The organism is Bartonella sp. AP72JLCBS, from assembly GCF_042195705.1.
Lineage (GTDB): Bacteria > Pseudomonadota > Alphaproteobacteria > Rhizobiales > Rhizobiaceae > Bartonella.
On the sequence record NZ_JBHIOU010000034.1, the window covers coordinates 1 to 4,908 of the forward strand.

Sequence of the window (4,908 nt, forward strand, 5' to 3'; positions counted from 1 at the left end):
GGAGCAGTGCCATAATCAGAGCGAAGTCTTTTAGAAAGGTCAATGTCTTTGACTGACCATTCTAGCGCATCATCAAGCGCCTGTGTTAAACGATCCGTAGTGACTTCTGGTTCAAAGATTTCTAATCCCTTGGCTTCAAAATTAAGCTGTATATCTGGAATATCTTCCGTGTGGGTAGGATCAATGAATTTACAAGCAGCGGAAAGAATACCGGTACTAATCATAAAGGCGCTATCAAATTGCGGACAATCTTTGGCAACTTCGTCGTTATAAAGAATATCTACTTCACGATCAGCCAATTGATAGCTTGCCATATGGTCATTCTCATTGATTTTCTCGGTTGACCAGCCTAAGCTTTTCAAAAGTGCATGAGCACTTTCCATGGTGAGACGATCATCAGTGTCATTCGCTTCATCCGCTTCCTCTGTCGCCTCAACAGCAATAGTTTTGGAAGCAACAGATGCTGTTTGGGAATCAGGGGACAAAATCGGAGCATTTTTTGGAAAACCCGCTCGATAACCCCGTGCAAGAGTAAGAGCGTTGTCAATATCATATTTTGTGATAGTATCTACAAAGCCTAGACGGTTCTTTCTTTGAAAACTCTCCTTATAAAACTTAAGTTTTTTGACATTACCAGTCAAAATAAGTGCAATAAGGTGAAATTCTGCAAGGCAAAATTCACTATTTGTTGGCAACGCCGCATAATCATAAATGATTTGGTTGGTGTTTTGGTTATCAGCCCACTTAAGAATATCCACACAGATTTGCTTCAGTTTGCCTTCTTCAACTTCAACACTAGAAACTGTATAAACTTCTTCTGCCTCTTTGAGAGCTATATATTGAGGCTTCTCGGGAAAAACATCCCTATGAGCAGTGGAAAAGGCAAGTGTTGAAAGTGAAGCCTTGAATATAACGATCGGTGTTTTTCCTTTTCTATCAAGACTGTACATTATGTTGATAATACGGTCTTTGCTTATAAAATAGGCATTACGATTATAATTTTTGTCGCGATAGACTGTCCAGTTCATCATTTTTAATGTTTCAGAAACTGTATTAAGGAGAGCTAAAGATTGTACATCAATACGTGCATCCGCCGCCTCTCGCTCCTTTAAAACGCTCAGATGTCCTTCAGCAAATTGAACAGCGTGATTAACATATTTTTCCACATCATCGTCATCTAAATATTCAGAAATCGTACCTGCTTTTACGACATTTTGATAGGATTTCAGGACATCAATTTGACCTGTTAATGCTAAACAAGCCAAATGCCATGGGATATCGGGACAAGAGCTATATTTTTGAACAAGCGCTTTGCTTTCTATCGCTGCTTCTAAATCCTGAGCACGTGCCCATTGTATTATCCGCTCAGAGATTTTGATAAGCTCTTGCTCATCTAATGTCTCTACACAAATATCAATCCCTTTATCAACACCACTAAAAACCCCTCCCTCAATCGTATTAAAAGACTGATAAATATTTGTAGCTGATATCTGCCTACATTTTCTACTATCGTGAATATAATGGCAAGCTACAGAAATATCTTCGTTGGAGATCCCTGCTTCAAGATGAACATTGTAATCATCATTTGGAAGACGTATAAAACCAAAATCAAATTGAATGAAGCGGTCGGGCAAAACTAACCACATTTTTCCAGGTTCCGTAACAAACCACCCTTGGGTTTTAAGAATGCGCGTTGCTGCTGTAAGACTCATCAAACGCTGTTTCGGTTTTTTGCGTGCTAAAATGTCATCCAATTCATTATTTTTATAAGCTTCAGCAAAAAAGATGACGCGCTCAACCTGTGTCATCTTTTCATAATCAGAAAACTCTGGTGTATATAATTGAGGTGTAGGTTTGTAATTCCTTAAAGCTTCGGTATCGCCGAGTAGAGCCTTTGCAACGAGAGAATGATTAGCAGCTTTTTCACGTAATTTTTTCTTAATATCTTGTGCTTGCGCCCAAGCTAACACCTTGTCTAAAGCTACCTTAACGTGGTTTTCAAAAAACTCCAGTGCTGTAACTCCAAAATTCTCTTCTGAAGAAATCAGCATAGCCTCATATTGAGATTGAGATTCTTTACCGTTAGCATATTCACAGCCAAGACAATAAGCAGCAGTAGTAAGACTGACAGAAACCCACAATCTTCCGCTATCCCGTCCATAATCTATGACACCATAATGAATACGCACTATGCGATCGGGGAGGTGATAATAAGCAAACATATCACCCATTTCATCGCGATGGGGCTCCCAACCAACTTTTTTTAAAATCTCTGTTGCGTCTTTGGTTTGCATCGTCATTACCCCCCCCAGCATGTTCCATAATTCTTTTACAGAGGAATTCATAGAAGTTACTTGCGTAATGCTCTGAATCTCCAGATGCAATTTCAACATAGAGTGGGCATTCACCATCCCAAAACTGAGAATAATCAAAATAAAATGTTTCACCAAAATCAGTTCTATTCACGGCAAGCTGATTTGGTTTTGCGAAACCATTTTTTATATCCGTCAAATGATAGAAAACAATATCACCAGCAGGACACTTATCAAAACTTGCGTTATAAATGCTAAAAATTTCATAACCTCCAATTTCTCCTCCTCCATAATTTTTTAAAAAACTTTTGTAGGACGAGGTGAATTGTAAACCGAGAGTTTTTTCTGCCTCTTTAATCCGTACATCACTAGCTGCATCCTCTGCAGTGCCAAAGTCGATAACATCCGGATACTTATTAATTAATTGTGCAACATCAGCTAAGGTATAGGTTTTCATAAGTCCTTCCCCCCTAAAAAATATTAACGACGCTTGCATTCTTGAAAAGAAAAAAATAATGGTGGTTTAACATTGCAATTTGGAAGTAAAACCACCATACAAAGAAATTTACTTCAAATTATCTGTAATCCTTTTACAGAGGAATTCATAGAAGTTACTTGCATAATATTGTGGATCTTTGGGTGGAAAATCAAAATAGAGTGCACATTCTCCATTCTGGAATTGAGAATAATCGAAGAAAAATGTCTCTCCAAAATCGGTTCTACTAACAATAAGTTGCTGTGGCGTTGCAAAACCATTTTTTCTATAATTTAAGTTTTTATAAACAATATCATCACTACGAACAATCTCAAAGTTTGTATCATAAACGCTACATATTTCCTCACCACAAATTTCCCCTCCTCCATATTTTTTTAAGAAAACTTTGTAAGATGATGTAAATTGTAAACCGAGAGCTTTCTCCGCCTATTCAATTACGAAATCACCAACTGCATCATCTTCAGTACCAAAATTGATAATATCACCATTATATTTATCAACTAATTCTAAAACATCATCTAAGGTATAGGTTTTCATAGATGATCCTCAAAACTTGCGTTATAAACGCTCCATATTTCCTCTATCAATTTCACCTCTTCCATAGTTTTTTCTAAAAACTCTTGTAAAAAGGGATAGGTTGCGGAGTGGGAGTGTGCTCAATCTTTTCAATCGGTTGATCACCTTCAGGTATCTCTTCTCCCGCGTGTACTTTAATTCTTTTACAAAGGAATTCATAAAAATTACTGGCGTAATATTCGCAATCTTCAGATGGAAGCCTGACATAAAGTGGGCATTCTCCATCCCGAAACTGCGTATAATCAAAATAAAAGGTTTCATCAAGATCATAACTCACAACGAGCTGTTCTGGTGTCGCAAAACCATGTTTTCTATCGAGTAAGTTTTGGTAAACAATATCACCAGCAGGAATACCTTCCCCACAATCTCCATAAAGGCTATAAATTTCTTCACCACCAATTTCCCCTCCTACATATTTTTTTAAAAAAACTTTGTAAGACGATGTGAATTTTAAATCCAAAGCTTTCTCTGCCTTTTCAATCACAAGATCATCAACCGCATTTTTTTCAGTACCAAAATTGATAATATCATCATCATATTTATTAACCTTATCAATTAAGACTGCAACATCATCTAAGGTATAGGTTTTCATCAATTATTCTCCATAAATTATTTTATAAGTCTCTGTTTTTTTTCTTTTCATCAATCGTAGAGCATTACTGCCGGTGCTCCTGTCCCCATCTGTTAAAATCTAGACCTATGATACCCCATCTCATATCGATTATTCCTCCTAAATTACTGTTTTTTTGTTCTCCATACCCATTAGCAAGTTTATACCAATATTCCTCTCTCTGCTTATCAAACTTTTTTCTATCTATGAGCGATTGATGTGTTTTTGGATTAGCATGAATAACAGAAGTATATTTTTTACGAAATTCATGGCTCATTTCTGCTAAGGGTCCATCAGGGGTTTGATTTAGGTGATGCAACTCAACAGACTTACCATCATATCCTATAGGTGCTCTTCTTGCTTTCATTCTATCAATATTAGTGCCCCACACTTTTTCCCCTTTTACCATCCAGTAAGAAATTCTGTTAGGATCAAACAAATCGTCTCTCCGATAAACTGTGTAGGTCTGTCCAAATTTGCTATCGGTAAATTTAGTGGGTTTCTTTTTTAACCAAAGCTTTTTTTCTTTAGCAGCGAGTTTAGTTAGTTCTTTCCTAGCAGCTAGTTTGTCAGGATCTCCTTGAGCTGCAAGTTCTGCAAGATTTTTCTTGGAAGCGAATTGGGCAAAATCTTTCCTAGCAATGAACTTGATCACAGCCTTTTCGCCAAGCTTTATGGCTCCCTTGGCTGCTCCAGCAACTCCTGTCATTAGGGATGCTGTTTCAGTCAATAATTTTCCAAATTCAAGTCCAGCTTTAAAGGATCCACCAGCACCGGCTCGCTCATATTCCTCCTCCATTTTATTAATGCGATCTACATAGGACTGTCCAAGGGTCTGACCAATTGTCGCCAAAATCTCACCACTGCTGAAAAAATCTTTGAGCGCTTTCAAAGTCTCTTTGGGATGTTTGGCT

General features: G+C 37.5%; 4 protein-coding genes and 1 pseudogene. All 5 read right to left on the bottom strand.

Features of this window, described 5'->3' with window-relative positions; translation table 11 throughout:
* Window positions 1–2,294 (bottom strand): DUF6990 domain-containing protein (locus ACFILO_RS08940; protein WP_375678166.1); only part of this gene is annotated, 2,294 nt, incomplete at its 3' end.
* Window positions 2,233–2,769 (bottom strand): SMI1/KNR4 family protein, encoded by a 537-nt coding sequence (locus ACFILO_RS08945; RefSeq protein ID WP_375639597.1) that lies wholly within the window; start codon window positions 2,767–2,769, stop codon window positions 2,233–2,235. The genes ACFILO_RS08940 and ACFILO_RS08945, both read right to left, overlap by 62 nt.
* Before the next feature lie 117 nt (window positions 2,770–2,886).
* A pseudogene (locus ACFILO_RS08950) lies at window positions 2,887–3,345 on the bottom strand (SMI1/KNR4 family protein); the annotation flags it as partial.
* Between the two features lie 73 nt (window positions 3,346–3,418).
* Entirely contained in the window at window positions 3,419–3,976 is a 558-nt protein-coding gene (locus tag ACFILO_RS08955) for an SMI1/KNR4 family protein (protein ID WP_375678167.1), read from the bottom strand.
* A 64-nt stretch (window positions 3,977–4,040) separates the two neighbouring features.
* Window positions 4,041–4,908, bottom strand: an 868-nt coding sequence (locus ACFILO_RS08960; protein ID WP_375678168.1) for an HNH/ENDO VII family nuclease, incomplete at its 5' end; no start/stop codon positions are given.